Source organism: Micromonospora wenchangensis, from assembly GCF_002210435.1.
Taxonomy (GTDB): Bacteria; Actinomycetota; Actinomycetes; order Mycobacteriales; family Micromonosporaceae; genus Micromonospora; species Micromonospora wenchangensis.
This window is the reverse complement of the sequence record NZ_MZMV01000002.1, coordinates 14,399-40,038: the sequence shown is the minus strand read 5'-3', so window position 1 is coordinate 40,038 and position 25,640 is coordinate 14,399. Positions and strand designations below refer to the sequence as shown.

Annotated in this window: 25 protein-coding genes; 6 read left to right on the top strand and 19 right to left on the bottom strand. The window is 73.7% G+C overall.

Going from position 1 to position 25,640, the window contains the following annotated elements:
• Window positions 1-106: 106 nt before the first annotated feature.
• The 12 genes from B5D80_RS01480 to clpB all read right to left on the bottom strand — a co-directional run bounded on the left by B5D80_RS01480 (window position 107) and on the right by clpB (window position 11,701).
• A complete protein-coding gene (locus tag B5D80_RS01480) occupies window positions 107-916 on the bottom strand; it encodes an SDR family NAD(P)-dependent oxidoreductase (RefSeq protein WP_088641921.1) in 810 nt (269 codons plus the stop codon).
• The gene (locus B5D80_RS35020) at window positions 913-1,770 is read right to left on the bottom strand and encodes a hypothetical protein (RefSeq protein ID WP_425437139.1); all 858 of its coding nucleotides are present in this window, start codon (window positions 1,768-1,770) and stop codon (window positions 913-915) included. Before B5D80_RS35020 ends, B5D80_RS01480 begins: the two co-directional genes overlap by 4 nt.
• A gap of 73 nt (window positions 1,771-1,843) precedes the next feature.
• Window positions 1,844-2,704: a hypothetical protein gene (locus tag B5D80_RS01470; protein ID WP_211291350.1), complete on the bottom strand. Its 861-nt coding sequence runs from the start codon at window positions 2,702-2,704 to the stop codon at window positions 1,844-1,846.
• A 105-nt stretch (window positions 2,705-2,809) separates the two neighbouring features.
• Complete coding sequence (locus tag B5D80_RS01465) at window positions 2,810-3,793, bottom strand: hypothetical protein (RefSeq protein WP_169733022.1); 984 nt, start codon at window positions 3,791-3,793, stop codon at window positions 2,810-2,812.
• Between the two features lie 34 nt (window positions 3,794-3,827).
• Entirely contained in the window at window positions 3,828-5,405 is a 1,578-nt protein-coding gene (locus B5D80_RS01460; protein WP_088641919.1) for a polyamine aminopropyltransferase, read from the bottom strand.
• On the bottom strand, window positions 5,402-6,154 hold the full coding sequence (locus tag B5D80_RS01455) for a hypothetical protein (protein ID WP_088641918.1): 753 nt from the start codon (window positions 6,152-6,154) through the stop codon (window positions 5,402-5,404). The genes B5D80_RS01460 and B5D80_RS01455 overlap by 4 nt, the downstream gene beginning before the upstream one ends.
• Window positions 6,154-6,576: a DUF350 domain-containing protein gene (locus B5D80_RS01450; protein WP_088641917.1), complete on the bottom strand. Its 423-nt coding sequence runs from the start codon at window positions 6,574-6,576 to the stop codon at window positions 6,154-6,156. Before B5D80_RS01450 ends, B5D80_RS01455 begins: the two co-directional genes overlap by 1 nt.
• A gap of 40 nt (window positions 6,577-6,616) precedes the next feature.
• Complete coding sequence (locus tag B5D80_RS01445) at window positions 6,617-7,042, bottom strand: DUF4247 domain-containing protein (RefSeq protein WP_088641916.1); 426 nt, start codon at window positions 7,040-7,042, stop codon at window positions 6,617-6,619.
• Window positions 7,039-7,662, bottom strand: a complete 624-nt coding sequence (locus B5D80_RS01440; protein ID WP_088641915.1) for a DUF2617 family protein — start codon at window positions 7,660-7,662, stop codon at window positions 7,039-7,041. Before B5D80_RS01440 ends, B5D80_RS01445 begins: the two co-directional genes overlap by 4 nt.
• Before the next feature lie 2 nt (window positions 7,663-7,664).
• Window positions 7,665-8,291 (bottom strand): DUF4178 domain-containing protein, encoded by a 627-nt coding sequence (locus B5D80_RS01435; RefSeq protein WP_088642078.1) that lies wholly within the window; start codon window positions 8,289-8,291, stop codon window positions 7,665-7,667.
• A gap of 96 nt (window positions 8,292-8,387) precedes the next feature.
• Complete coding sequence (locus tag B5D80_RS01430; RefSeq protein ID WP_088641914.1) at window positions 8,388-8,792, bottom strand: hypothetical protein; 405 nt, start codon at window positions 8,790-8,792, stop codon at window positions 8,388-8,390.
• 317 nt (window positions 8,793-9,109) lie between these two features.
• Window positions 9,110-11,701, bottom strand: a complete 2,592-nt coding sequence (clpB, locus tag B5D80_RS01425; RefSeq protein ID WP_088641913.1) for an ATP-dependent chaperone ClpB — start codon at window positions 11,699-11,701, stop codon at window positions 9,110-9,112.
• A gap of 220 nt (window positions 11,702-11,921) precedes the next feature.
• Here clpB and B5D80_RS01420 point away from each other — a divergent pair, with 220 nt between their 5' ends.
• From B5D80_RS01420 to B5D80_RS01410, 3 genes are all read left to right on the top strand, one after another.
• Entirely contained in the window at window positions 11,922-12,422 is a 501-nt protein-coding gene (locus B5D80_RS01420) for a cation:proton antiporter regulatory subunit (protein WP_088641912.1), read from the top strand.
• Window positions 12,423-12,427: 5 nt separating this feature from the next.
• A complete protein-coding gene (locus B5D80_RS01415; protein WP_088641911.1) occupies window positions 12,428-13,633 on the top strand; it encodes a cation:proton antiporter in 1,206 nt (401 codons plus the stop codon).
• A 176-nt stretch (window positions 13,634-13,809) separates the two neighbouring features.
• The gene (locus B5D80_RS01410; protein WP_088641910.1) at window positions 13,810-14,241 is read left to right on the top strand and encodes a hypothetical protein; all 432 of its coding nucleotides are present in this window, start codon (window positions 13,810-13,812) and stop codon (window positions 14,239-14,241) included.
• A 92-nt stretch (window positions 14,242-14,333) separates the two neighbouring features.
• On the opposite strand, the gene B5D80_RS01405 is transcribed toward B5D80_RS01410, so the two are convergent.
• From B5D80_RS01405 to dnaK, 5 genes are all read right to left on the bottom strand, one after another.
• Window positions 14,334-14,489 carry a hypothetical protein gene (locus B5D80_RS01405; protein ID WP_425437138.1) on the bottom strand — a complete coding sequence of 52 codons (156 nt, stop codon included), beginning with the start codon at window positions 14,487-14,489 and terminating at the stop codon, window positions 14,334-14,336.
• 247 nt (window positions 14,490-14,736) lie between these two features.
• Window positions 14,737-15,180, bottom strand: coding sequence for a heat shock protein transcriptional repressor HspR (locus B5D80_RS01400; RefSeq protein ID WP_088641908.1), 444 nt, complete (start codon window positions 15,178-15,180; stop codon window positions 14,737-14,739).
• Between the two features lie 28 nt (window positions 15,181-15,208).
• Complete coding sequence (dnaJ, locus tag B5D80_RS01395) at window positions 15,209-16,390, bottom strand: molecular chaperone DnaJ (protein ID WP_088641907.1); 1,182 nt, start codon at window positions 16,388-16,390, stop codon at window positions 15,209-15,211.
• 81 nt (window positions 16,391-16,471) lie between these two features.
• Window positions 16,472-17,215, bottom strand: coding sequence for a nucleotide exchange factor GrpE (grpE, locus tag B5D80_RS01390; RefSeq protein WP_088641906.1), 744 nt, complete (start codon window positions 17,213-17,215; stop codon window positions 16,472-16,474).
• A 36-nt stretch (window positions 17,216-17,251) separates the two neighbouring features.
• The gene (gene dnaK, locus B5D80_RS01385; protein WP_088641905.1) at window positions 17,252-19,132 is read right to left on the bottom strand and encodes a molecular chaperone DnaK; all 1,881 of its coding nucleotides are present in this window, start codon (window positions 19,130-19,132) and stop codon (window positions 17,252-17,254) included.
• 207 nt (window positions 19,133-19,339) lie between these two features.
• On the opposite strand from dnaK, the gene B5D80_RS01380 reads away from it, so the two are divergent.
• From B5D80_RS01380 to B5D80_RS01370, 3 genes are all read left to right on the top strand, one after another.
• The gene (locus B5D80_RS01380) at window positions 19,340-21,193 is read left to right on the top strand and encodes a GTPase domain-containing protein (protein ID WP_088641904.1); all 1,854 of its coding nucleotides are present in this window, start codon (window positions 19,340-19,342) and stop codon (window positions 21,191-21,193) included.
• Between the two features lie 17 nt (window positions 21,194-21,210).
• On the top strand, window positions 21,211-22,872 hold the full coding sequence (locus B5D80_RS01375; RefSeq protein ID WP_088642077.1) for a GTPase: 1,662 nt from the start codon (window positions 21,211-21,213) through the stop codon (window positions 22,870-22,872).
• A 109-nt stretch (window positions 22,873-22,981) separates the two neighbouring features.
• Window positions 22,982-24,208, top strand: a complete 1,227-nt coding sequence (locus tag B5D80_RS01370; RefSeq protein WP_088641903.1) for a hypothetical protein — start codon at window positions 22,982-22,984, stop codon at window positions 24,206-24,208.
• 15 nt (window positions 24,209-24,223) lie between these two features.
• Here the strand turns inward: B5D80_RS01370 and B5D80_RS01365 are convergent, their stop codons facing one another.
• Both B5D80_RS01365 and B5D80_RS34075 read right to left on the bottom strand, forming a co-directional pair.
• Entirely contained in the window at window positions 24,224-25,135 is a 912-nt protein-coding gene (locus B5D80_RS01365; protein ID WP_088641902.1) for a hypothetical protein, read from the bottom strand.
• Complete coding sequence (locus B5D80_RS34075; RefSeq protein ID WP_245854148.1) at window positions 25,132-25,473, bottom strand: hypothetical protein; 342 nt, start codon at window positions 25,471-25,473, stop codon at window positions 25,132-25,134. Before B5D80_RS34075 ends, B5D80_RS01365 begins: the two co-directional genes overlap by 4 nt.
• Between the last annotated feature and the right edge of the window lie 167 nt (window positions 25,474-25,640).

Sequence of the window (25,640 nt, the reverse complement as noted above, 5' to 3'; positions counted from 1 at the left end):
GCGGGCGCTCGATGACTGGCGATGGACGGCTACGCTGCGCGATCGCACCGGCAGAGTTGCGCTGCCCCGCCGGGCCACCGGCGCGTCGGCCGACGCCGCCGTCCGGTCACCGCCCGGCCGGGTCGACCTGCCCGCGCCGGTCCCGGAAGGCACCGCGCAGCAGCCGACGCGGCACGTGCCGCAGGCTCGCCACTGCCAGCTTGTACTTCCAGTCCGGAACGCTTACGGTTTTGCCTTTTCGCAGGTCACGAAGGGCTTCGGCGACCACGTCGTCGGCCTTGAGCCAGATCCACCGCGGCATGGCGGACATGTCGATGCCGGTGCGTTCGTGGTAGCCGGTGCGGGTGTAGCCGGGGCAGAGCGCCATCACGTGCACCCCCGCCGCGCGGGCCGACTGCCCGATCGATTCGCTGAAACTGGTGACCCATGCCTTGCTGGCCGGATAGGTGGAGCCCGGCATCACCGGGCCGAAGGCAGCGACCGAAGAGACATTTATCACTGTCCCATTACCGCGCCCCGTCATGGGCCCGAGCGCGGCGTGGGTCAGCCGCAGTACGGCGTGCACGTTCAACCGCAGCAGCCGCGTCTCGTCGGCGACGGTGGACCGCAGAAACGGCTGGTTGAGGCTCAGTCCGGCATTGTTGACGAGCAGGTCCACCGGGTCGCCGGTGGCCAGTCGCCGTTCCACCCGGGCGCATCCGTCGTCGGTGGACAGATCGGCGGAGATGACTTCCGTCCGGTTGCCGTACCGGCCGGTCAGCTCGGCGGCGGTGGCGTCGAGCCGGGCGGTGTCCCGGGCCACCAGGACCAGGTCCCAGCCCTCGGCGGCGAGTTGCCGGGCGAAGGCCGCGCCGATGCCGGCGGTGGCACCGGTGATCAAAGCGCACCGGCCGGGCACGGGTCGGTCGACGGTCACGATTGCTCCTCGGCGGGACGACGGACCACATCAGGCCCGGACGCGGTCGACCCGGCACCGGGATCAGGTCGCGGCTCGGTCGGCACGGCACCCGGCGGCGCGGTCGGCACGACACCCGGCGGCGCAGTCGGCACGGCACCCGGGGCGGCTGCGGACCCGGACGCGGACCCGGGCCAGGACGGCACCGGCGCGACGGCGGCGGGGCCGGGCTCCGGCGGCGGCGCCGTCACCGGGGACGGGTAGGGCGCGGCGGTGAACACGGCGGGCCCGGGTCCGGGGCGCGCCGGCCGCCGGCCGGTGAACCAGGTGTTCGCCGGCGGCAGGGCCAGCAGCACGGCCACCGCGAGGTAGCCGAGGGCCTGGGCCGCCGAGACGCCCGCGTTCACCGGCACCCACCACGAGGGGTAGGCGTCGTCGAGGATGGTGAAGAGGTCCGCCACCCCCTGGTCACCGCTGCCCAGCCGCAGCGGCCTGACCCGCTGGCCGACCAGCACGGCCAGGGCGCACCCTCCGGCGAGCAGGCCCAGCCCGCAGACCACCCAGACGCCGACCCGGGCCGCCCGACGCCGGGCGAGCAGCCCGCCGGCGAGGCCGACCAGCAGCAGCGCCACCAGCACCGTCAACACCGCCGCGCCGACCGTGCCGAGCCGCAGCAGCCGGACCAGCCCGTCGACGTCGCCCGGGTCGGCGGCGGTACCGGCGGCGGCGCCCCGGAACCGGTCGACCGTGCCGCCCAGGGCGAGCAGGCCGGTGACGGCGTAGACCCCGGCGGCGAGCGCCATCAGCCCGAGCAGCGCCGCCGCCACGGTGACCACCGGCGGGCGACGGTCCGGCACCTGATCCGGGTACGACACGACGATTCCCTCCGGTAGGCGTCGGTGTGCAACCTACTCGGAGGGAATCGTCGGTGTCGCTGTTACGCGCCCGTCAACTGCCGGCGGGGCGCTGCGGGTCGTCCGGGCCGCTGCCTCCGGTGGGCCGGTCGGGTTCCCCACCCGACGGCGGCGACCAGGACGGGCCGTCGGACGACTGCGGCTGGTCCGGCACGCCGGGGGTGGCCGACGACGGGCCGGGCTGACCCGGGGTCGACGACGGGCCGGGGGTGCCGGGCTGACCGGGCGCACCGGGCTGGGGGTAGTCCGGGGTCGCCGGGTAGCCGGGGGTGGGCGGGTAGCCGGGCGCGGCCGGGTAGGCGGCACCCGGGACCGGCGGCTCCCAGCCCGCCTTGGGCTTGCGGAAGAACTCGTTGGACTGCGGCAGGGCGAGCAGGATCAGCGCCGCCAGCAGGGCGAGCAGGCTGACCACCCCGAGCAGGGTGCTGACCGGGTTGTACCAGGACGGCAGCACCGCGTTCATGCTGCGTTCCAGTTCGTCGGCGCTCGGCGCGTTCCCGGAGGTGGAGCCGGTGGAGCCGCTGAAACCCGCGGCACCGTTGACCAGCCCACCGCCGACGCAGCAGACCATGATGCCGCCGACCACCCAGGTGGCGATCCGGCTGCCGTTCTTCCCCCGGTTGTTGAAGATCGCCAGGACGACCAGGGCGAGCGCGATCAGCAGCAGGACGGCGGACGCGCCGACGGCGAAGACCACGACGGCGGTGCCGAGGCCCTCGACCTCGCTCGCGGTCCCCTCGAAGGCGTCCTCGAACGCCTGGCGCAGCTTCCCGCTGATCGCGAGGGTCAGGATCAGCCCGATCAGTTGGAGCACCGCGAAGAACATCAGCAGGTAGCTGGAGAGCGTCACCAGACCCGGACGGGTCCGGGCGGGCGTGCTGTGGGAATCGACCATGATTCTCCTTCCTAGATCACCGCACCACGGTAACGTCCGCAGTCCCGTCGCACCGGGTACGACGGAGCCGTACCCGCTGGTCGAACCGCCGAATCACCGGCCGCGTCACGACTGGCGGACCAACCGGCGGTGTTCGGCGGTCACCACGGCGAGCAGGAGCAGGTCCACCGCGAGCCCGGTCACCGCGTCGAACTGGTTGACCGTGAAGTTGAAGATCTGCCCGAACAGCAGGTCGACCAGGAGCGCCAGCTTGAACAGCCGGAACGCGGCCCGCCGGTCGTTGCGGAGCAGGAACGCGGCGCGGATGCTCAGCACCCCGGCGACCACCGCCGAGGCGGACACCCCCAGCACCGCGCCCCACTCGCCGGCCTGGTCCAGTTCCCCGGTCACCCCCTCGGTGGCCACCGCCACCACCGTCGCCACCGGCTCGACGACCAGGTAGGCCACCACCAGCAGGACCACCCAGCGCTGGGCGGTCAGCCGGATCAGCGCGTCGCGCAGCCGGTGCGCCCAGGGCTGCCAGAACCGCCGCGGCGGTGGTTCCCGGCGCGGCACCACGTCCAGCAGCGCGGAAACCGCCGACTCGACCTCCGGGCCGGCACCCCGGACCAGCCGCAGGGTGGCCACCCGCCGCCGGTCGGTGAGCCCCCGGCCGACGCCGCCGACGATCACGTCCAACGCGTTCGCCACCCGTTCGCCGGGGGTCAGGCGCATCCGTTCGCGCAGCGCCTGGGTGATCACCACCAGCAGGGCGAAGACGGCGTAGATGATCCCGGCGGCCGGCCGGTAGAAGTAGTCGGTGCCGGCGGTGACGAACTTGCCGACCTCGTCGATGAACAGCCCGAAGCCGATCCCGGCGAGCACCGCCCCGGTCATCCGGGCGGCTCCGCCGAGGAAGACCAGCGCGACGCCCAGGCCGACGGTCATCAGCAGGCCACCCCAGAGCACGTGCGCGATGTGCAGGCCGCCGCCACCGAGTTGCGGGTAGCCGGTCGCCCGCAGGAACGCCCTGGTGACCAGCACCGTCGCCACCCCGGACAGCACGAACGCCTGGAGGTACGCCGCAGCGTCCACCGCACGCGGTGGCAGCCGGCGGCGCGACGACGGTGACATCGTTCCGAGGCTAGTAGCCGCGCCACTCGCTACGGGCGTAGTCGAGCACCCTGGGGCGCAACAGGGTGGAGGCGGGCACGTCCAGCCGGCCCCGGTCGGCGGGGAAGGCCGCCGCCGCCCGCAGCACCGCCGGGTCGAGGAAGCGCAACCGGGGCGCGTCGGCCGGCAGCTCCAGCGGCGGCGGGGTGCCGCCCGGAACGGCGAGCACGAACCCCCAGTCACCGAACGACGGCACGTCGACGTGGTACGGCACGGTGGCGAAACCGGCCTCGCGGATCGACGCCTCGATCGACCAGTACGACCGGGGCGCGAAGTACGGCGACCCGGACTGCACCACCAGCCGGGCGCCCTCGGCGAGCACCGAACGGATCAACGCGTAGAACTCGACGGTGTAGAGCTTGGCGGTGGCCGTCTCGTCCGGGTCGGGCAGGTCGGCGACGACCACGTCGAAGCGTTCGCCGGCGGTCCGCAGCCAGCCGAACGCGTCGGTGTTGAGCACCCGGACCCGGGGGTCGTCGAGGGAGCCGCCGTTGAGCGCGCGTAGCTGCGGCTCGGAGCGGGCCAGCGCCACCACCGCCGGGTCGAGGTCGACCACGGTCACCCGGCGCACGTCCGGGTAACGCAGGATCTCGCGGACGGCGAGGCCGTCGCCGGCACCGAGGACCAGCACCTCACCGCGCGGACCGCGCATCGCCGGGTGCACCAGCGCCTCGTGGTAGCGGTACTCGTCGATCGAGCTGAACTGGAGGTCGCCGTTGAGGAACAGCCGCAGGTCGGTGTCGGGGTGGCCGATCTCGCGTACCGACCTGGTCAGCACGATCTCCTGGTAGCGGGAACGTTCGGCGTGCACCACCGGGTCCCGGTAGAGCTGCTGGCGGCTGGTCACCTCGAAGTCGGCGGCGGTGACCCAGGCGTACCCCAGGCAGAGGGCGACCACGACGGAGCCGACGCCCAGCACGAGCCGGGCCCGGCGGCTCAGCTCGGCGCGGAACACCGTGCAGACCAGAGCCAGGCCGGCCACCGCGTTCACCGCGCCGACCACCAGCGCGCCCTTGAGCTGGCCGAAGACGGGGATCAGCAGGAACGGGAAGGCGAGCCCACCGAGCAGCGCGCCGACGTAGTCGGCGGCGAACAGGTCGGCGACCGCGCTGCCGGCGGCCTGCTCGCGGATGCGTTGCAGCATCACCATCAGCAGCGGGATCTCCGCGCCGATCAGCAGACCCAGCACGAACGCGGTGCCGACCAGCGCCGGACCGTACAGGTCGAGCCAGGCGAACGCGGCGTAGAGGCCGAGCACCGACAGGCCGCCGAGCAGGGCCAGGGTCAGCTCGATCACCGCGAACGCGGCGGCGGCCCGGGGTTGCAACGGCTTGGCGACCAGCGCACCGATCCCCATCGCGAAGACCATCACGCCGAGCACGATCGACGCCTGCCCGACCGTGTCGCCGATCAGGTAGCTGCCGAGCGCGACCAGGGCCAGCTCGTACACCAGGCCGCAGGCGGCGCAGACGAAGACCGCGAGCAGCACCGACGCGCGGGCCAGCCGCCAGCGCGGCCGGACCGCCGGAGTGTCGTCGAGCGTGGTCACCGCGCCCCCCGGGTACGCCCGGCCGGTGTCGCCGCCCGCTGCCGGCCACGCTGGACGAACCCGACGGTGATCAGCAGCGCGGCGACCAGCAGCAGGCCGGCGGTGGCGAGCAGCCAGCCCCAGCGGTCCCGCCAGAAGTCGCTCCCGGCGTCCGGCAGCGCGCCGGCCGGCGCGGCCGGGTCGGCGGACGGGGTGGCGGCGGGCGGGGCGACCCCGGCCTCGGCGACCAGCAGCGGCAGGGTCACCGCGGCCCGGCAGATCGCCCAGCCGGGATCGTCGACGAACGTGTCCGTGTCCAGCCCGAACCGGTCCAGCCCGGCGTCGACCGCCCACAGGTCGGCCCGGTCGAGGTCGTCGGAGCCGGAGACGGTGACGGTCGCCCAGTCGTTGCTCTCGCTGCTGGACGAGGTGTACATGATCCGGGCCCGGACCTCCACCCACCGGGGGCAGCGGGCGTCCCCGGTCACCGGCACCCCGTCGCCGAGGTTGGAGCCGACGCTGACCTCCGCGCCGGACGACCGCTCCAGCCGCCAGCCGTAGCAGATGCCCTGACTCTCGGCCGCCTGCACCAGTAGCGGCACGGTGTCGGCGCGTTCGTCGGCCGCCGGGCCGGGCACGGTGGTGCCGCCGGAGTCCCGGTTGAGGATGCTGCTGCCCACGCAGACCAGCACCGTCGCACCGAGGACGAGCCAGACGACCCAGGCGCCCGCGTTCTGCTTCGCCTTCGCCGGCTGCTTCGCCGTGGTCATCAGCTGATGGCGGCGGCGATGATCGCGCCGGTGGCGAGGTGCACCACCGCCGACACCCAGACCGCCGGGTGCGGCTGCGGGTCGACCAGCAGCGTGCCCAGCTTGCCCGGGGTCAACGCGTCGAGCAGTACGAACGCCAGGGCCATGATGACCAGGCCGACGATCCCGTACGCGGCGGAACCGACCAGGCCGAGCAGGAAGTCGTCCTCGCTGGCGGCGATCGCGGCCACCACGATGATGCCGACGCCGGCCAGGTTCGAGGTGAGCAGCAGCGCGGCGTTCCGGTTCCGTTCGGTCCAGATCAGCTCGTGGAGCTTGCCCGGGGTGGCCACGTCGACCAGCACATAGCCGACGGCCATCAGGACGACACCGACCACCCCGTAGGCGAGGGTGACCAGCAGGTCGGTGACCAGGTTCTGCACAGCGTGCTCCAGGGGTTCGTTCGGTCGGGGTCGGTACGCGTCACTTGCCGGAGCCGGGGCCGCCACCGCGAACCGTGCTGCCCCGTCCCCAACCCCAGTGGTTGCCCACCGTCGAGTGGTACCGCGGGTAGGCGGTGCGCATCCGTTCCAGCAGGATCAGCGAGCCGGCGGCGATCGGCAGGATCACCAGCGAGTCGTCGTCGTAGCGCAGGTAGACGCCGCTGCCGTCGACGTACTGGTCGGCCGGCTTCCAGGCGTCGGTGACGTCCTTGGCCACCTGGCTCGGGGTCCGGTTCGAGGTGTACGCGATGGCGTCCCGCCCGATGTCCCGGCTCGCCGCCCGGGTGTAGCGGTCCTCGATGTAGCCCCGGGGCGAGAAGTTGCCGTAGAAGATCGCGAAGGCGGCGACCAACGCGCCGACGACCGCGAAGGCCACCCCCACCACGAACCAGCGTCGGTACGTCACGGTGCCTCCTTCTTTCGCGACTGCGGGGCTCGCAGAACCGGCTGTGGGGCTCGCAGAACCGGCTGGGGGGTGCGCGGGAGCGTCACCACCGTCTCGGTCAGGACCAGTTCGTTGGTCTGGGGGTACGCGTGCCAGGTGCGCCAGCCCACCGTCCCGTCCGGCGCGTCGGGGCGTACGGCCAGCGCGGTGACCGCGTCCGGGTCCCCGGGGAACACCCCGACCAGGGCGTACGGGTCGTCGGCCAGGTCGGCGCGGAGCGCGGCGATCCGGGTGTGCAGCTCTCCCTCGGCGGGGCGCAGCACGGTGGCGGTGAACCGGTAGCCGCCCGCCTCGTCGTGCAGGTCGCCGGGCAGGTGCGGGGGTCGACCGGGCAGGCAGGCGACCGTCTCGACCAGTCCGTCCGCCCCGCCGGGCCACCCGGGGGCGGTCGTGTCGGCACCAGCGGCCGGCACGGCGAGGACGACCTGGTGGGACGCGCCGAGCAGGCGCAGCCGCAGCCGGACGTCACCGGGCAGGGTCAGGTCACGGACGTGCAGGGCGGGGCGTTCCGGGCCACCGAGCGCCAGGCTCAGGTCGGCGGCGCACGTGTCGACGTACGGGGTGTCCAGGCTGACCAGCACGATCAGGACCCCACCGGGCCGGACTGCGGGTACACCATCACGTCCGTGCGGTGCAGCCGCTCGCCCCGGCCCACCTCCCAGCCGGCCTCCCCGTACGCCTCGAAGGAGAGCCGCTCGCCGCCCTGGCCCCGGTAGTCCTGGTAGCGGACGGTGCCGTACGGGTCGAGGCCGGTGCTGCCGGTGGCCGAGTAGCGGGCCTGGCCGGACTCCTCCCAGGAGTAGCGGCGGCCGGCGAAGTCGAGGGTGGGTGCGCCCGGGGTGATCGTCGCGGCCGGCTCGGCCGTCCAGAGCACCAGTTCCAGGTCCGGGTCCTCCTCGACGGAGAGCCAGCGCTTGTCGCCCTCGACGGTGTCCAGCAGGTGCTCGGCCCAGCTCCACCCGCCCTCGACCAGGTGCACCGAGCCCCGGACCGCGTAGGAGACGCCGCGGATCTCGACGATGTCGCCGGGCTTGAGCTTGCGGGGGTCGCCGCGCAGCGCGTCGGAGTCGGTGTCGCGGAACGGGTCCTTCGCCGGCGTCGGGCGGTTCGGCTTACGGCTCCGGCTGAACGCCACCGCCGCCACCACGATCCCGGCGACCCCGATCAGACATCCCAACGTCGCCACGACGTACGCGACCGAACCGTTCACCCCGACCACCTCCCCAAGTGCGTCGGCGGAGACGGTAACAACCCCGCGCACCCCGCGCACCTGGGGAAACTCAGCGAATTCTGAGTAAGCGGTCAGCTACTGAGCGTCCCCTTCGGGGTGTGGGCCGGCCAGCCGGTCCGCCGCGTACCCGCGCAGGCTGGTGGTGCCCATCGTGCAGCCGGTGAACGTGGTGAACTCGCCGTCGTCGTCGCCCAGCGCCGCCCAGGCGTCCCGGGCCGCCGCCGGGTCGACCCGCTCCAGCAGCGTCGCCGCGTACGCCCGCCCCGCCGGCGAACCGTGCCGCAGCAGCCAGTCGACCTGCTCGCGGGCCTGTCGGGGGCGCTGCGCGAACGCCTCCTCGACCCGCCGGTACGCCTCGGTCGCCGGCAGCAGCGTGCCGGCGAACCCCACCCCGCCGAAGGCGACGGTGTCCGCCCCGGCGAGTTCCCGCACGGCGGCGTCCAGCTCCGGATCGCCGCTCTTCTTCCGCATCCCGAACATGCTCCCTTCCTTTCCCCACCCCACCCCCGCACTACCCCACCCACCCCACCGCGCCCCGCACTCAGCCCCGCCCAACCGCAGTGATCAAGAGGTTTGCGTCACCGGAGAGCGCTCCCCTGACGCAAACCTCTTGATCGTCGGGGCGGGAGGGCCGGGGCAGAGGGCGATCAAGAGGTTGGCGTCAGGGGAGGGCGCTCTCGTGACGCGAATCTCTTGATCACCGGGGCGGGAGGGGCGGGGCGGGGGGTCGGCGGGGCGGGGCAGCGGTGGATGGGCCGGCCCCGCCGGGGTGGCGGGGCCGGGCCGGTGGGTCACTGTCAGGCGGCGGTGACGGTGAGGCCGTCCTTGTCGTCGGACAGGTCGACCCGCACCGTGTCGCCGTCCCGGACCACGCCACCCAGCAGGGCCTTGGCGAGTTGGTCGCCGATGGCCGACTGGACCAGGCGGCGCAGCGGCCGGGCACCGTAGATCGGGTCGTACCCGTGCTCGGCGAGCCAGGTCCGGGCGGCTTCGCTGACGTCCAGCGCCAGCCGGCGGTCGGCGAGCCGACGGCGCAGCCGGTCGAGCTGGATGTCGACGATCGACCGCAGGTCGTCCCCGCGCAGCGCGGCGAAGACCACGATGTCGTCGAGCCGGTTGAGGAACTCCGGCTTGAAGTGCGAGCGGACCACCGCGAGCACTCCCTCGCGGCGCTGCTCGTCGGTGAGCGTCAGGTCGCTGATCACCGACGACCCCAGGTTGGAGGTGAGGATCAGGATCGCGTTGCGGAAGTCGACCGTACGACCCTGACCGTCGGTGAGCCGGCCGTCGTCGAGCACCTGGAGCAGGATGTCGAAGACGTCCGGGTGGGCCTTCTCCACCTCGTCCAGCAGGATCACCGAGTACGGCCGGCGACGCACCGCCTCGGTGAGCTGCCCGCCCTCCTCGTAGCCGACGTAGCCGGGCGGGGCACCGACCAGGCGGGCGACGGAGTGCTTCTCGCCGTACTCGCTCATGTCGATGCGGACCATGGCCCGCTCGTCGTCGAACAGGAACTCGGCGAGCGCCTTGGCCAGCTCGGTCTTGCCGACGCCGGTCGGGCCGAGGAACAGGAAGCTGCCGGTGGGGCGGTCCGGGTCGGCGACGCCGGCCCGCGCCCGGCGTACCGCGTCGGAGACGGCACCGACGGCCTCGGCCTGGCCGACGACGCGGCTGCCCAGCGACTCCTCCATCCGCAGCAGCTTGGCGGTCTCGCCCTCGAGCAGCCGGCCGGCGGGGATGCCCGTCCAGGAGGCGACGACGGCGGCGATGTCGTCCGCCCCGACCTCCTCCTTGAGCATCGCGCCGTCGGCCTGGAGCCGGGCCAGTTCCTCCTCCGCCGTCGCCAGGTCGGCCTTGAGCGCCGGAATCCGGCCGTAGCGCAGCTCGGCGGCGCGTTCCAGCTCGCCGTCGCGTTCGGCCCGCTCGGCCTCGCCGCCGAGGCGTTCCAGCTCCTCCTTGGCGGTGGAGAGCTTGGTGATGTGGCTCTTTTCGGTCTGCCAGCGCTCGGACAGCGCGGTGAGCTGCTCACGCTTGTCGGCCAGCTCCTTGCGCAGCCGGTCCAGCCGCTCGGCGGAGGCGGCGTCGGGCTCCTTGGCCAGCGCCATCTCCTCGATCTCCAGCCGGCGCACCGCCCGCTCGATCTCGTCCACCTCGACCGGCCGGGAGTCGATTTCCATCCGGAGCCGGGACGCGGACTCGTCGACCAGGTCGATCGCCTTGTCCGGCAGGAACCGGTCGGTGATGTACCGGTCGGACAGCGACGCGGCGGCGACCAGGGCGGCGTCGGTGATCCGGACGCCGTGGTGCACCTCGTAGCGCTCCTTGAGGCCACGCAGGATGCCGATGGTGTCCTCGATGGTCGGCTCGCCGACCAGCACCGGCTGGAACCGGCGCTCCAGGGCCGGGTCCTTCTCGATGTGCTCGCGGTACTCGTCGAGGGTGGTCGCGCCGACCATCCGCAGCTCACCCCGGGCGAGCATCGGCTTGAGCATGTTGCCGGCGTCCATCGAGCCCTCGCCCTTGCCCGCGCCGACCACCGTGTGCAGCTCGTCGAGGAAGGTGATGACCTGCCCGTTCGAGTTCTTGATCTCCTCCAGGACGGACTTCAGCCGCTCCTCGAACTGCCCCCGGTACTGCGCACCGGCGACCATCGCGCCGAGGTCGAGCGAGACCAGCTTCTTGTCCCGCAGCGACTCCGGCACGTCGCCGGCCACGATCCGCTGGGCCAGGCCCTCGACGATCGCGGTCTTGCCGACGCCGGGCTCGCCGATCAGCACCGGGTTGTTCTTGGTACGCCGGGAGAGCACCTGGATCACCCGACGGATCTCCGAATCCCGCCCGATCACCGGGTCGATCTTGCCGTCCCGGGCGCTGGCGGTGAGGTCGACGCCGTACTTGGCAAGCGCCTGGTAGGTCTGCTCCGGGTCGGCGGTGGTGACCCGCCGGTCCCCGCCGCGCACCGTCGGGAACGCGGCGACCAGGTTCTCCTCGGTGGCCCCGGCGGTCTTCAGCGCGTTGGACACCGCGCCGCCCACCCGGGCCAGGCCGGCGAGCAGGTGCTCGGTGGAGGTGTACTCGTCGCCGAGCGGCCGGGCGATCTGCTCGGCGGCGCCGATGGCGTTGACGAACTCGCGGGCGAGGGTGGGCTCGGCGATGCTGGACCCACGGGCGGCGGGCAGCGCGTCGACCGAGCGCTGCGCGACCCGGCGCAGCTCGGCGGGGTCGGCACCCACGGCGCGCAGCAGGCCGGCGGCGGTGGAGCCGTCGGTGTCGAGCAGGGCCAGCAGCAGGTGCCAGGGTTCCACGGTGGCGTGACCACGCTGGTTGGCCAGCGCGACCGCACCGGTGATGGTTTCGCGGCTCTTAGTGGTGAGTCGTTCCGTGTTCATGGGCTCCCCCGGGATCGGCGTGTCCACTAGTAAGAGACACCACCAGAGTTGAGCCTATTCCGCTCAACTCTGCCAACGTGGCGTGGGTCACATTCTTCGCCGGGACGCCCGATCTCGCCCCAACGTCGGTACCGCGACGGGGGTGTCGCGGGCGGGGGGCTCGCGAGCAGGGCAGACGTCCGACAGGCCGAGGTGGAGGGCAGGGTATAGCCTCTCGTCCGTGCGAGTACGTGTCGAACAGACCGCCCTACCGGGAATCGGTGTCCGTCATGACCTGATGACGGAGTCCGGCCGCCGGCTCGGGGTGGTCTCCCACCGCAATGGCCGCCGCGACCTGGTCCTCTACGACCCAGACGACCCCGACTCCTGTCAGCACGACATCCCGCTGACCGACGACGAGGCCGAGGCACTGGCCGACATCCTCGGCGCGTCGCTGATGCTGGGTCAGCTTTCCGGCCTGCGCGAGCAGGCGGCCGGGCTGCTCACCGAGCAGATCGCCATCCCGGCCGGGTCGAAGTACGTCAACAAGCGGCTCGGTGACACCAAGGCACGCACCCGTACCAGCGCCTCGATCGTGGCGGTGCTCCGGCAGGGCGAGGTCAACGTCTCGCCCGATCCCACCTTCCGCTTCGCGGCCGGTGACGTGGTGGTCGTGGTCGGTACCCGACAGGGTCTCGACGGGGTGACCGCCATCCTCGCCGACAGTGACCCGGACGGCTGAGGCGGATGCACGAAACCACAACTCTACTGGTCGAGGTCGGCGCGCTCCTCCTGCTGCTCGGGCTGCTCGGTCGGCTCAGCCGCCGGTTCGGCGTCTCCCCCATCCCGCTCTACCTGCTCGCCGGCCTCGCGTTCGGCCACGGCGGTCTGCTGCCGCTGGCCGCGAGCGAGGAGTTCTTCGCCGTCGGCGCCGAGATCGGCGTCATCCTGCTGCTGGTCATGCTCGGCCTGGAATACAGCGCCAACGAACTGGTCGGCAACCTGCGCTCGGCGGCCCCGGCCGGCCTGATCGACGCGGTCCTCAACGCCCTGCCCGGGTTCGGCTTCGCGCTGCTGCTCGGCTGGGGCTGGGTGGCGGCCGTGGTGCTCGGCGGCATCACCTGGATCTCGTCCTCCGGGGTGATCGCCAAGGTGCTCGGCGACCTCGGCCGGGTCGGTAACCGGGAAACCCCGGTCATCCTCTCCGTGCTGGTCATCGAGGACCTGGCGATGGCGCTCTACCTGCCGCTGGTGACCGCGCTGCTGGCCGGCGTGGGCCTGGTCAAGGGCGGGATGGCGCTGGGCATCGCGGTGCTCACCGTGGTGGTCGTGCTGGTCGTCGCCATCCGCTTCGGTCACCTGATCTCCGCCGCCCTGTCGGCGAAGGACCCGGAGGCGCTGCTGCTCGGGGTGCTCGGCCTGACCCTGCTGGTGGCCGGGATCGCCGCCCGGCTCCAGGTCTCCGCCGCCGTCGGGGCGTTCCTGGTCGGCATCGCCCTGTCCGGGCCGGTGGCGCACCACGCCACCGAGCTGCTCTCCCCGCTGCGGGACCTGTTCGCCGCCGTCTTCTTCGTCTTCTTCGGCCTGGTCACCGACCCCCGGGACATGCCGCCGGTGCTGCTGCCCGCGTTGCTGCTGGCCGTCGTCACCATGGGGACGAAGCTGGTCACCGGCTACCTGGCGGCCCGGCGGGCCGGGATCGCCGAGCCCGGCCGTTGGCGGGCCGGTTTCGCCCTGATGCCGCGCGGTGAGTTCTCCATCGTCATCGCCGGTCTCGCGGTCGCCGCCGGCACCGTCGAACCCAAGCTGGCCGCGCTCGCCACGGCGTACGTGCTGATCACCGTGGTCACCGGCCCGATGCTCGCCCGGCTGCCCGACATGCCCTGGTTCAAGCAGCGGCTCCGGCGCAGGATCGCCGCCCGCCAGCCCCGGCCGGTGCCCGCCACGGATTGAGTTTCGCCTGGCCAGGCCGACCGCACGGGTCGGCCTGGCCAGGGCATCCGTTGCCGAATTGCTTCCCGGCAGGTCTTCCGCCGGCCGGGTGGCGGCGGCTAGCGTTGCGCCCCAGCAGGCCAGGGGCTCGCGGGCGGACGGAGGCATCCCGCGGGCGTGAGCGGGAAGGTTGCCGGGTGAGCGCGCACGGTCCGACGTTCCGCGGCTTCGCCAACCCCGTCGACCCGTCACCGGCGGAGTTGCGGGCCTGGGCGTACCAACCCGACTCGGTGCCGTTGACCTCGCTGCCCCAGGACTGGGACCTGCTGGTGGCGGGTGACCACCTGGTGCTCACCCTCTTCGAGCTGGCCCGGGACCCGGCCTGCCCGGCCCGCCGCTTCGCCCTGCACTGCCTCTACATCTACGCCGCCGACGGCATCCGGACGAAGTTCCGCGCCCATCCCCGGCGTCGGTTCCGCAAGCTAATGGAGCAGGCCGAGCGCGACGGCGACGAGTTGGTGCGCAACTGGGCGCACAACAGCCGGATGCTGCTGGCCCGGCAGGAACTCTTCACCTACCACGACTGGTGCGAGGGCGGCCTGGTCCGGGACAACCGCCGCCTCGGCTGACGTCGCGGTCCGCGCCGGGCCCGGCCCACTGCGCCCGTACGGCGAACGGGCCGGGACCCCCCGTGGGTCCCGGCCCGCACGTCGGCGGATCGTCAGCGTGGCGATCCGCCCTGGTTGCGACGCTTCGGCTCGGCCTGCCCCCGGTCCGCCCCGGCGGCGTTCCGGTCGGCGAACCTGCCGTCCTTCACCGTGTCGGAGAACTTGCCCCGGGTGACCCGGTCGAACTTCTCCCGGACGTTCTCGGCCACCCTGTCGAGCCGCTCCTCCGTCTGCCGGGCTACCTTTTTCGCCGATTCCGCCACGGTTCCCCCCGCCGTCGGAGTCCGGATTGGTCCGCTTACGCCTGATTCACAGGTTAACGGGACAGCCCTGCCCCCGGCGGGGGAATGCATGAACCCCGCTGGCCAGAGTCCCGCCTCGAAGAGATTCCCCCAGACACGCCGAATAGCGGCATCCTGTCGACGGGATGCCGCTATTCGCGCCCAGAAGTGTTGATCATGTCGGTCCGGTGCGGCGGGGACGCCAGACCACCAGAGCCGTCGAGGTGCGGCTGGTGGGCACCAGGTCGCCCCGGGAGAACCCGCTGGCCAGCGTCTCCAGCTCGGCGATCCGCCGGTACGCGGCGTCCAGCTCCGCCTCCAGCCGGGCCACCCGCTGCTGGGCCTGCTCCACCAGGCGTTCCAGCCCGATGATCCGCTTCACCCCGGCCAGGTTGACACCCTCGTCCTGGCTGAGCCGCTGCACCTCGCGCAGCAGGACGACGTCCCGCACGCTGTACCGTCGACCGCCACCGGCCGCCCGGCCGGCCTGCACCAGGCCGAGCCGGTCGTACTGGCGCAGCGTCTGCGGGTGCATTCCCGCCATCCGTGCCGCAACCGAGATCATCAGCACCTTGGCCTCGTAGGCAGGGTCACCCGAACCGACGAACCCGTCCGACATCCCACTCACCTCCGCACCCGTCCACCGGTCAACCGACCCGACGCACCCGCGCGTCGAGATGTTCCCGGGCCGCCGGCGGTGTCGCGTCGGCGAACGACTCCAGCGCCGCCCGCGCCTCGTCCGACACCGTCGCCGGCACCACCACGTCCAGCGTGACCAACAGGTCGCCGGCCCGCCCGTCCCGTCGAACGACACCCTTGCCCCGGGCCCGCAGCACCCGCCCGGACGGGGTGCCCGGCGGGACGCGCAGGGTCACCGCGCCGTCCAGCGTGGGCACCCGCAGGTCGGTGCCGAGCACCGCCTCGGCGAAGGTGATCGGCACGGCCAGCGTCAGGTCGTCACCGGTACGCCCGAACAGGTCGTCCGGCCGGACCTTCACCTGCACGAACAGGTCGCCCGCCGGCCCACCGCGTTGCCCCGGCTCGCCCCGCCCGGCCAGCCTGATCCGCTGGCCGTCGGCCACCCCGGCGGGGAACCGGACGGTGAGCGTGCGGGTCTTGGTGACCCCGCCGGTGCCCTGGCACTCGGGGCACTTCTCCTCGACGACCGTCCCGACGCCCTGGCAGTTGCGGCACGGCTCGGAGAAGCTGAACGACCCCTGGTCCCGGTTGGTCACCCCGGCACCGTGGCAGACCGGGCAGGCCGTCGGCTGGGTGCCCGGCTTCGCGCCGTTGCCGTGGCAGGTGTCGCAGACCCCGGGCGCGCGCAACGTCAACGGCAGGGTGACACCCCGGACGGCGTCGCCGAAGTCGAGCGCGACCTCGGCCTCCACGTCCCGGCCCCGGGCCGGGCCGCGCGCCCGGGTCGGGCCGGCGCCACCGCCGCCGGAGAAGATCGAACTGAACAGGTCGGTGAAGCCGCCGCCACCGAACCGGCTGTCCCCGCCGGCACCGCCGCCGAACAGGTCGGAGACGTCGAACGGGGCCCCACCGGGCTGACCCGCGCCGCGGGCGCCCCGCCGGAACGCGCCCGAGCCGAACAGCGAGCGCATCTCGTCGTACTCGCGGCGTTTGGCATCGTCGCCGAGCACCGCGTACGCCTCGGAGACGGCCTTGAACCGTTCCTCGGCCTTCGGGTCACCGGGGTTGTGGTCCGGGTGCGACTCCCGGGCCAGTTTCCGGTACGACTTCTTGATCTCGTCTGAGGAGGCGGACTTCTCCACGCCCAACGTGGCGTAGAAGTCCTTCTCGATCCAGTCCTTGGAACTCACCGGTCCACCCCCTTCCGTGAGATGTGGCCCGGTCGCCCCGCCCGCCTCGGAAGGCGGGCGGGGCGACCGGATGGCCGTGCACTATTCCGGGTCGGCGACCGCGACCATGGCCGGCCGCAGCAGCCGCTCGCCGAGCAGGTAACCCCGACGCATCACCTGCACGCAGGTGGGCTCGTCGACGTCCGGTGAGGTCTGGTGCGCGACCGCCTCGTGCCGGGTCGGGTCGAACGGGTCGCCCTGCTCGCCGAAGGGCGTCAGGCCGAACTTGCCCAGCGCCGTGGTGAGCTGCTCGGCCACCGTGCCGAACGGCCCGACCAGGTCGCCGTGTTCCCGGGCCCGGTCCAGGTCGTCCAGGATGGGCAGCAGCGCGGCGAGCACCGAGCCGGTCGCCTGCTCCTGGACCACGCCCCGGTCCCGGTCCACCCGCTTGCGGTAGTTGGCGTACTCCGCCGACACCCGTTGCAGGTCCCGGGTCCGCTCGTCCAGCTCGGCCCGGAGTGCTTCCAGCTCGGCACCGAGCGGGGAGCCCGTGGCGCTGCCATCGACCGGCTGCGCGGGGGCGTCCACCACCGGCGGACCGGTCGGTGCCGGGTCGTCGAGGGTGGTGGCCTCCGCCTCGATCTCGTCGACCACCACCTCGGACTCCTCGACCAGCCCCTCGGCCGGGACGTCGGCCCCGGCGTCGGCGGCGGCGGGCGTCTCCTCGGTCTTGCCGAGCTTGCGGTTGTCCCGGATGACGACCCGCGGCCCGTCGTCGGCGGGCGCGGAGCCACCCGGCGTCGACCCGGAGGTGCCCGGGTCGGCGGCTCGTGGCTTCTCCGTCATACGACTACCTCGTTCCCTGTGCGGTGGCGCGGACCGTCACTTCTTGTCCTCGTCCACGATCTCCGCGTCGACCACGTCGTCCGGGCCGCCCGCCTTCGGGGCCCCGGCGGCACCGGCGGCACCCGCGCCGGCTCCGGCACCCGCGCCCGCACCGGCCGCGCCCGGCTGCTCCCCCTGCTCGGCCTGCTGCGAGTAGAGCAGCGAACCGGCCTGCTGGGAGACCTGGGCGAGCCGCTCGTGGGCCGCCTTGATCTTCTCGATGTCCTGGCCGCCGAGCGCGCCGCGCAGCTCACCGAGGGCCTCGTTGAGCTGCTCCCGGTTCTCCGTGGGCAGCTTGTCGCCGCTCTCGGCGAGAAACTTCTCGGTCTGCCACTGGAGCGCCTCGGCCACGTTGCGGGTCTCGGCCTCCTCCCGGCGACGCTTGTCGTCGTCGGCGTGCTCCTCGGCGTCCCGGCGCATCCGCTCGATGTCGTCCTTCGGCAGCGAGGAGCCGCCGGTGATCGTCATCTTCTGTTCCTTGCCGGTGCCCAGGTCCTTGGCGTGCACGTTGACGATGCCGTTGGCGTCGATGTCGAAGGTGACCTCGATCTGCGGCACGCCGCGCGGCGCCGGCGGGAGGCCGGTCAGCTCGAAGGTGCCGAGCTTCTTGTTGTACGCCGCGATCTCCCGCTCGCCCTGGAACACCTGGATCAGCACCGACGGCTGGTTGTCGTCGGCCGTGGTGAAGACCTCGGAGCGCTTGGTCGGGATGGTGGTGTTGCGCTCGATGAGCTTGGTGAAGATGCCGCCCTTGGTCTCGATGCCCAGGCTCAGCGGGGTCACGTCGAGCAGCAGGACGTCCTTGACCTCGCCCTTGAGCACGCCGGCCTGCAGGGCCGCGCCGACGGCGACGACCTCGTCCGGGTTGACGCCCTTGTTCGGGTCGCGGCCGGTGAGCTGCTTGACCAGGTCGGTCACGGCCGGCATCCGGGTGGAGCCGCCGACCAGGATCACGTGGTCGACGTCGGCGATCTTGATGCCGGCGTCCTTCACGGCCTGCTCGAACGGGCCCTTGCAGCGGTCCAGCAGGTCCTGCGTCATCCGCTGGAACTCGGCGCGGCTGAGCGTGACGTCCAGGTGCAGCGGGCCGGCCGACCCGGCGGTGATGTACGGCAGGTTGATGTTGGTGGTGGTCGCCGCCGACAGCTCGATCTTGGCCTTCTCGGCCGCCTCGCGGAGCCGCTGCAGCGCCATCTTGTCCTGGCCCAGGTCGATGCCGTGCTCGCCCCGGAACGTCTTCACCAGGTGGTCGATGATCCGCTGGTCCCAGTCGTCGCCGCCGAGCTGGTTGTCACCGCTGGTCGACTTGACCTCGACGACGCCCTCGGCCAGCTCCAGCAGGGACACGTCGAAGGTGCCGCCACCGAGGTCGAAGACCAGGACGGTCTGCTCCTTGGAGCCCTTGTCCAGCCCGTACGCCAGGGCCGCCGCGGTCGGCTCGTTGACGATCCGCAGCACGTTGAAGCCGGCGATCTCGCCGGCCTCCTTGGTGGCCTGGCGCTGGCCGTCGTTGAAGTAGGCGGGCACGGTGATCACCGCGTCGGTGATCTGCTCGCCCAGGTAGGCCTCGGCGTCCCGCTTGAGCTTCATCAGCGTGCGCGCCGAGATCTCCTGCGGGGTGTACTTCTTGCCGTCGATGTCGACGGTCCAGTTGGTGCCGATCTCCCGCTTGACCGAGCGGATGGTCCGGTCCGGGTTGGTCACCGCCTGGCGCTTGGCGACCTCACCGACGAGCACCTCGCCGTTGCGGGCGAACGCGACGATCGACGGGGTCGTCCGCGAGCCCTCAGCGTTGGCGATGACGGTGGGCTCACCGCCCTCGAGAACGCTGACGCAGGAGTTCGTCGTGCCGAGGTCGATACCGACCGCACGTGCCATCTTCGCTTCCTCGCTTCGTAACGGGTGGGCAGGTCAGAGGGCCTACCCGGCGGGCCGCCCGGAGCGGCCGCACCACAAGTTGAGTGAACTTGACTCAATAGTGCCACGCGATCGCCAAAGCGCAAGTCGAGTTGAGCCGACCCGACGCAACCTGACCGTTACTACCCTCCGGTTGTCTCTGTTGCATCGGTCGGGCACGCTTTAGCGGTGACGACGCACGGCGATCCCGCCACCCGGTCCGGCGCGCCCACCGTCGCCGCCCGCACCGGGTCGTCGGAGACCGACGAGACGCCGCCCGGCCCCACCGGAGACGGCCTGCCCGCCGCCCTCACCGGCCTGCGGGCCGCGATCGGCGCGGCCCGGTTCCCGCTGGCGCTGCCCTCGGCCGAGCCGGCGCGGCACACCGGCCGGGCGCTGACCGACCAGCTCGACGACTACCTGCTGCCCCGGCTGGCCCGGCTCGACGCCCCGCTGCTCGTGGTGGTCGGCGGCTCCACCGGCGCGGGCAAGTCCACCCTGGTCAACAGCCTGGTCCAGGCCCGGGTGAGCGCCGCCGGGGTGCTGCGCCCCACCACCCGCTCCCCGGTGCTGGTCTGCAACCCCGCCGACGCCGCCTGGTTCCGCCAGGGCGAGCTGCTGCCCGGCCTGACCCGCACCAACGAGCCCAGCGAGGACCCGGGCACCCTGCACCTGGTCACCGCCCCCGCGCTCGCGCCGGGGCTGGCCTTCCTCGACGCCCCCGACATCGACTCGGTGGTCGACGCCAACCGCGCCCTCGCCGGCCAACTGCTCGCCGCCGCCGACCTCTGGCTCTTCGTCACCACCGCCGCCCGGTACGCCGACGCCGTCCCGTGGGAGCTGCTGCGCACCGCCCGCTCCCGGGGGGCGTCGATCGCCATGGTGCTCGACCGGGTGCCCCCCGAGGCCGCCGACGAGATCGCCGCCCACCTGTCCGAGATGCTCGCCGCCCAGGAGTTGGGCGCGGCGCCGCTGTTCGTCCTGCCCGAGACCTGGGTCGACGGCCAGGGCCTGCTGCCCGACCGGGTGACCGCGCCGCTGGGCGGCTGGTTCGCCCGGCTCGCCGCCGACGCCGAGGCCCGCGCCGCCGTGGTCCGGCAGACCCTCGACGGCGCGCTCGCCTCCCTGCACCCCACGGTCGAGGCGCTCGCCGACGCCGCCGACGAGCAGGTGGCCGCCGCCGACGCGCTGGACGACCGGGTCCGGGCCGCCTACCAGGGCGCGCACCGCACCGTGGCCGAGGGGATGAAGGACGGCCGGCTGCTGCGTGGCGAGGTGCTCGCCCGCTGGCAGGAGTTCGTCGGCACCGGCGAGTTCTTCCGGACCCTGGAGGCCCGGATCGGCCGGCTGCGCGACCGGCTCGTCGCCGCGGTCACCGGCCGGCCCGCCACCCCCGCCACCGAGCTGCGCAACGCCATCGAGTCGCAACTGGTCACCCTGCTGCGCGGGGTCGCCGCCGAGGCGGCGGAGCACACGTACACGGCCTGGAAGGCGCACCCGGCCGGGGCCGCGCTGCTCGAACCGCCGCTCGCGCACGCCTCGGCCGACCTGCCCGAACGGGCCGAACGGCTGGTCCGGGACTGGCAGCGGGCCGTGCTGGAGCTGGTCCGGGAGGAGGGCGGCGACCGGCGGTTCGTGGCCCGTACGGCCGCGTACGCGGTCAACGCCACCGGGCTGGCCGTGATGATCGCCGTCTTCGCCTCCACCGCGTTCATCCCCACCGGTCTGGAGGTGGCCACCGGGGCGGGCACCACCGTCGCCGCGCAGGCCGTGCTCCAGGCGATCTTCGGCGACCAGGCGGTGCGTACCCTCGCCGCGAAGGCCCGGGGCGACCTGCTGGAGCGGGTCCGCGCGCTGCTCGACGAGGAGGCGGCCCGCTACCTGGCCCGCACCGACGCCGCCCGGCCCGGTCCGGAGGTCGCCGCCGGCCTGCGCCGGGCCGCCGCCCGGGTCGAGGTGGCCCGGCACCGCAGCGGCCTCGCCGACCAGGCCGGCCCGGCGCTACCGACCCCGACCCCGACCCCCGAGGACGGCACCCGGTGACCAACATCGTCGGCCGGATGCGCGAGGCGCTCCGGGGTGACCAGCGTGTCGACGCCGATGCCCTGGTGGCCCGGCTCGACGCGGTGCGCCGCTTCCTCGACGCGGTCGACGGCGAGGTGCCCGACACCCGGCTGGTCGGCGCGCACACCCTGGTCGAGCGGGCAGGTACCCGGCTGTCGCTGTCCCGGGACCACACCGTCGTGGCGCTGGCCGGGGCCACCGGCAGCGGCAAGTCCAGCCTGTTCAACGCCCTGGCCCAGCTGGAACTCTCCCCGGTCGGGGTGCGCCGGCCCACCACCGGCGTCGCGCACGCCTGCGTGTGGGGGCCGCTGGACGGCGGCAACCGGCTGCTCGACTGGGTGGGTGTGCTGCCCCGGCACCGGTTCGTCCGGGAGAGCGCGCTGGACGGCGACGACGAGTCCGCCCTGCACGGGTTGATCCTGCTCGACCTGCCCGACTTCGACTCGGTGCAGCGGTCCCACCGGCTGGAGGTGGACCGCCTGCTCGGCCTGGTCGACCTGGTGGTCTGGGTGGTCGACCCACAGAAGTACGCCGACCGGGTGATCCACACGAGCTACCTGCGCGAGTTCCACAGGCACCGGGACGTGACGGTGGTGGTGCTCAACCAGGCCGACCGGCTGCCCCCGGCCGAGCTGCCCCGGGTGCTGGCGGACCTGCGTCGGCTGCTCGACGTCGACGGGCTCGACGGGGTGCCGCTGCTGGCCACCACGGCGGTCGAGCCGGAGGGGATGACCGGGCTGCGGGAGGCGCTGGAACGGGCGGTGTCGGACCGGCAGGCCGCGCTGCGCCGGCTCTGGGGCGACGCCGACACGGTGACGGCCGCGCTGGGGGAACTGGTCGCCGTCGAGGCCCCCGGGCACACCCCGGACGCGGAGACGATCCGCACCCTGGACCGGGCGCTGGCCGACGCGGCCGGGGTGCCCACGGTGACGGGGGCGGTCGAGGGGGCGTACCGGCAGCGGGCCGGTGCCGCGACCGGCTGGCCGCTGGTCCGCGGCTGGCGGCGGCTGCGACCCGATCCGCTGCGCCGGCTGCACCTGCCCGGCCCGGCGACCGACCCGCAGCAGCCGGCGCAGGCCCCGCTCGCGGCGACCTCGGTGCCCGAACCGACGGCCGCCCAGCAGTCCGCCCTCGGGCTGGCCATCCGCGCGGTCGGCGACCGTTCCGGCGGAAGCCTGCCCGCCCCCTGGCCGGCAGCGGTGACCGCCGCCGCCCGGTCCCGCCTGGCCGACCTGCCGGACGCGCTGGACGCGGCGGTCGCCGGCACCGACCTGGGCATGGAACGCCGGCCGCTGTGGTGGCGGCTGGTGGGCGGCGTCCAGTGGCTGGTCACCCTCGCCGCCGTGGTCGGGCTGGGTTGGCTGGTGCTCGGGTACGCGCTGCGCGCCCTCGGGCTGCCGGCGCTGGACTACCCCCGGGTGGGCGAGACGCCGCTGCCCACAGTGCTGCTGCTCGGCGGGTTGCTCGCCGGTCTGCTGGTGGCGGCGGTGACCGGGCCGGTGATCCGGTGGGCGGCCCGGCGGGCCCGCCAACGGGCCGAGGGGCGGCTCACCGAGGAGGTCGCCCGGGTCGGCGCGGAGTACGTCCTCACCCCCGTGCGGGACCTCGTCGACAGGTACGCCCTCGCCCGCCGCGCCTGGCAGGACGCCGCCGGCTGAATCCCGGCGGGGCAGGCCCGGCGTCCATCGACGGACGCCCGGCCACCGGCCGGTGAACGCGGACGTCGGCACGGGTGTCCGGGGCGGCGCGGCGGCGTAGGGTCGTGCCATGGCCACGCCACAGACCCCCTACGACGCGGTGCTGTCCGCCGCCCGCGACGTGACCAGGCTGGACTGCGCGCTCGACGCCGAGATGCTCGGCACGGCGCTGCTGGGCAGCGTCTACGCGATCGCCGAGACCGACCGGGAAACGGCGGTCCGGGAGTTCGTCTCCGGTTTCCTCGCCGCCACCTCCCGCCGCCGCACGGCCGCCGCCACCACCATCCGGCAGGTCTTCGCCGCGCTGGTCCCGACCGCCGAGGGCGCGGCGAAGGTCCGCCCCGGCGCGCAGGCCCCGGCCTGGGCCGGCCAGCTCGGCCGGGTGCACCTCACCGGCACCTGGTCCTACGGCGACGTGTACGGCGACCAGACCTCCTACCTGGCCACCTTCGCCTACGACGACGAGTCGGGTGGCCCGGAGCACGCCCTGGTCGCGCTGGTCGACCACAACATCGGCATCACCAAGGACGTCTTCGTCGGCGGTCCGGCCGAACGCATCCTCGCGCAGGTCCGGCAGATGTGCGCCGACGACGACCTGACCTGGTTCCGGGAGGAGGACCCGGCCCGGATGCACGGCGAGGTGGGCCGCCACCTGGAGATCACCGACGACCTCGGCGACCTGCCCGCCGAGGGTTCGCTCGCCACCGACCGGGCGCTGGTCGGGGCGCGGCTGGCGGTGTTGCCGCAGGCGAGCGCCGACACCACCGGCTGGCCCACCGAACCGCTCTCCACCGACGAGCGCACCGCGCTGGTCCGGGCCTTCCTGGCGGCCCCCGAGGCGGCCCGGTACGGGCTGAACACCCTCGACGGCGATGCCGAGCTGGCCTCGCTGCACTTCTGCCTCGGCCTGCTCTTCGACCACTCGGCGAGCTTCCCGGACGCCGACCCGCTGCGCTGGAGCCCGGCGGTGGCCGGGCTGTTCCTGCTCGACTGGGTGCACCGGCGGGCGGTGCTGGACATGGACGACGCGGCGATGCTGCCCCGGGTGCTGCGCGCCTGGACGGCGTTCGCGGCGCGGCGACGGGGGCTGCCCGAGCGGGCCGTCACCCAGACCGACGAGGCGATCGAGGAACTGGTGCCGGAGTTCGCCAGGCTCTATTCGACAGGTGAGCGGCGCAGCCCGGCGACGGCGGCGGTGGCCCAGTTGATGGCCGACGGCGTCGACCCGGACGACCTGGTCGCGCTGGACGCCTGGATCGAGGCCAACCGGCAGCGCCTCGGCGACGACACCCCCTGACCGGCCGGCCGCCGGTCAGGGTTCGACCAGGGCCAGCCGGCCGGGGGCGACGTCGAGGCGGACGCGCTGGCCCCAGCGCAGCGTCAACCGGTCGGTCTCCAGGCCGTCGGCGAAGGCCACCAGGCCGTCGGACTCGGCGGTCAGCTCCAGCGTGTCGGTGCCGTCGAGGCGGCCGGCGACCAGGTCGGCCCCGGTGACCGGGGACGGCCACGCCTCCCGGACGAACCAGCACAGCGCCGGTTCCTGCGGGGCGGGGAGCGCGACGGCGGCCGGTCGACCCCTGGCGATCGAGGCGCACCAGCCGGTCGCCCCGGTGCCGGTGCCGACGACCACCCCGGAGGACGACTGCCGCTCCCGGCGGGGTCGGCCGTCGGAGGTCACGTCGAGCAGGTAGCGGGCCGACTGGTGGGAGGGGTGCCCGACGTACACCTCGTTGAGGCCGACCAGTTCCTGACCGTCGTCGAGGGTGGCCCGGACCATGGCCCGGTGCCGCAGCGGCGCGGCCCCGGCCGCCACCGCCGGCAGCAGGGCGGCCACCTGGTCGCCGGTGCACCGGACCAGCACCCCGGCGTTGCGGCCCGGCTCCGGGTCGACGCCGACGACGGGTTGCCCGCCGAGGTACTTCGCCACGTTGGCGACCAGTCCGTCCGGCCCGACGGCGACGACGACGTCCTCCGGCCCGAACAGGAACCGGGGCAGGTCGTCCCGGTTCACCGTGCCGCGTCGCCAGTCGGCGGGGACGGCCGCCGCGACGGCGGTCAGCGCCGCCTGGAGGGCCTCGTGCCGGTCCACCACCTCGGCCAGGTCCCGCCCCCGGGCGCGCAGGTACCACTGGGCGGCCGCCCGGGTGCCGTGCCGGGCGAGCAGTTCGTCCAGCTCGCTGGGGCGGCGCACGACCACCACCCGGGGGGCCAGGGTGGCGCTCACCGGTCGCCCGCCCCGGTCGGGCCGGTGAGCGTCCCGGTCGGGCCGGTGAGCGTTCCGGTCGGGCCGGTGAGCCGGCCGAGCAGGTCGGCGAGCAGGTCAGGGGTGACCGTGAGCTGGCCGATCGGGGGGAGCTGACCGGCGAGTTCCCGGACGGTGAGGGCCTGCAGGACGGCCGGCGGCAGTTCGGCGTACGTGGCCAGCTTCGCCGCCTCCGCCTCGGCCTCGGCGGCGCCGACGGCGCGTACCGTCTCGGCCTTGGCCAGGGCGAGCGTCCGTTCCTTGTCGGCGGCACCGGCGGCGAGCAGGCGTTCCTTCTCCGCCTCGGCGGTGGCGAGCACCCGGGCCCGCTCGGCGGCGGCGGTGTTGGCGACCTGTTCCCGTTCCGCCTTGCCGTGGGCGCCGGCCAGTTCGGCGGCGGCGTCGAGTTCGGCCCGGCGACGGGCGTTCGCCCCGTGCTGCTCGACGAGCTGCTGTTCCCGACGGGCCAGTTCGATCTTGTTCTGGA

Bases quoted from the DNA above. Each gene is read 5' to 3' on its own strand.
- B5D80_RS01470 (WP_211291350.1), bottom strand. From the start codon at position 2,704: ATGGTCGATTCCCACAGCACGCCCGCCCGGACCCGTCCGGGTCTGGTG.
- B5D80_RS01370 (WP_088641903.1), top strand. From the start codon at position 22,982: ATGGCCACGCCACAGACCCCCTACGACGCGGTGCTGTCCGCCGCCCGC.
- B5D80_RS01415 (WP_088641911.1), top strand. From the start codon at position 12,428: ATGCACGAAACCACAACTCTACTGGTCGAGGTCGGCGCGCTCCTCCTG.
- B5D80_RS01430 (WP_088641914.1), bottom strand. From the start codon at position 8,792: ATGTTCGGGATGCGGAAGAAGAGCGGCGATCCGGAGCTGGACGCCGCC.
- B5D80_RS01455 (WP_088641918.1), bottom strand. From the start codon at position 6,154: ATGACCACGGCGAAGCAGCCGGCGAAGGCGAAGCAGAACGCGGGCGCC.
- B5D80_RS01375 (WP_088642077.1), top strand. From the start codon at position 21,211: ATGCGCGAGGCGCTCCGGGGTGACCAGCGTGTCGACGCCGATGCCCTG.
- clpB (WP_088641913.1), bottom strand. From the start codon at position 11,701: ATGAACACGGAACGACTCACCACTAAGAGCCGCGAAACCATCACCGGT.
- grpE (WP_088641906.1), bottom strand. From the start codon at position 17,215: ATGACGGAGAAGCCACGAGCCGCCGACCCGGGCACCTCCGGGTCGACG.
- dnaK (WP_088641905.1), bottom strand. From the start codon at position 19,132: ATGGCACGTGCGGTCGGTATCGACCTCGGCACGACGAACTCCTGCGTC.
- B5D80_RS01400 (WP_088641908.1), bottom strand. From the start codon at position 15,180: ATGTCGGACGGGTTCGTCGGTTCGGGTGACCCTGCCTACGAGGCCAAG.